Raw genomic sequence first — 1,312 nt, 5'->3', positions numbered from 1 at the left:
CATCTCCGAAATAGCGCACAATTTGATGGCAACTAATTTTGAACACCTACTTATCAATAGCCTCGCATGGCCACATGGCTGCAACGGCAGGGCCACCGGCATGCCCAAGCAGGCAGTTGCCAGCTAAAGATTCCTCAGAATCTTTCTGTTGGCCTTGTCAACCTCGCACGACTGTATCGAGTCAAGATATATCTGTGTGGTTGCCTCAGAGTCGTGGCCCAGCCCTTCGCTTATTACCGACAGCGGCACAGCGTTGTATCGGGCTATCGTAGCCCAGCTGTGCCGGCTGTAATACAGTGTGAGCGGCACGCTCAGCCCGGCCATTGCAGCCACCTTCTTAAGGTTTCTGTTCACCTTGAGCATCATGTTCTGGTACTGCCTGCGCTCGCTTCCGTCTTCGCGCACGATAATTGGCAAGAGATACTGCGTGGCGCATGTAGAGCACTTGTCCATCACCTCCTGCATCTGCCTCGTCCACTCTATGGTAAGCAATTGCCCGGTCTTCTTTCGCCTGTAGGTGAGATAACCGTTTTTCAGGTCGGCCTTCCTGAGGTAAGCCATATCAACAAACGACATACCACGCGTGCAGAAACTGAATATAAACATGTCGCGTGCAAAGGCCATCACCGGCCGTTGCGACAGGTCGAGGTCTTTTATCCGCTTGATGTCGGCAAAAGTGATGCTCCGCTTCACCGTCTTGTCGATGCCGCAATACACATGCCTGAAAGGGCGCTTGTCGTCGGTGAGGCCCTCTTCTACCGCCATCCTGTAGTTAGTGCGCATTATTCGCATATAAAAAGATGTGGTGTTGCGCGACAGGCCCCTCGAGCGCATGGCAGCCTCGTAGAGTTGCATCATAGCCGAGTCTATCATGCTGAATGTAAGGTCTACGCCCTTGCGAAAGCCCATGAAGCTGTTCAGGGTGGTCTGATACGTCTCGGCAGAGCGCAGCCGTCCCAGCTTCAGCTTGCGCTGAATCTGGTTTTCCATGAAGTGGAACACGCTCCCGTCAATGCGCCTGCTCATCATAAAGCGCTCCACGGCCTCGTCGGCGTCCCAGGTGTCGCCATCGAGGTCGAGGTCGGCCACGATGTCTTCAAGCACCCTCAACTCCAGCTCGACATTAGACCTGATGAGCGAAAGCCTGTCTGCCTGCGGCGACGGATGCTGCGGCAGCACAATCTGGCCGGCGGCCGAGTCCCACTCCTCATTAAAGATTCTAAACTTGCTTCTCATGCGGCGCACTGTGCGTCCTTGAATCAACTGAAAGAACAAAGTGCCTTCCTTCCCCTTGCAGGCCGACGGCCTGAAT

General features: G+C 54.6%; 1 protein-coding gene. It reads right to left on the bottom strand.

Annotation, left to right across the window (positions count from 1 at the left end; genetic code table 11):
- Window positions 1–123: 123 nt before the first annotated feature.
- A partial coding sequence (locus tag M3089_RS15695) for a tyrosine-type recombinase/integrase (RefSeq protein ID WP_249085249.1) occupies window positions 124–1,312 on the bottom strand: 1,189 nt, incomplete at its 5' end.

This window comes from Marseilla massiliensis (genome assembly GCF_023336985.1).
GTDB lineage: Bacteria > Bacteroidota > Bacteroidia > Bacteroidales > Bacteroidaceae > Prevotella > Prevotella intestinigallinarum.
The sequence above is the reverse complement of the archived record's forward strand: the minus strand, read 5'-3'. Positions and strand labels throughout refer to the sequence as shown.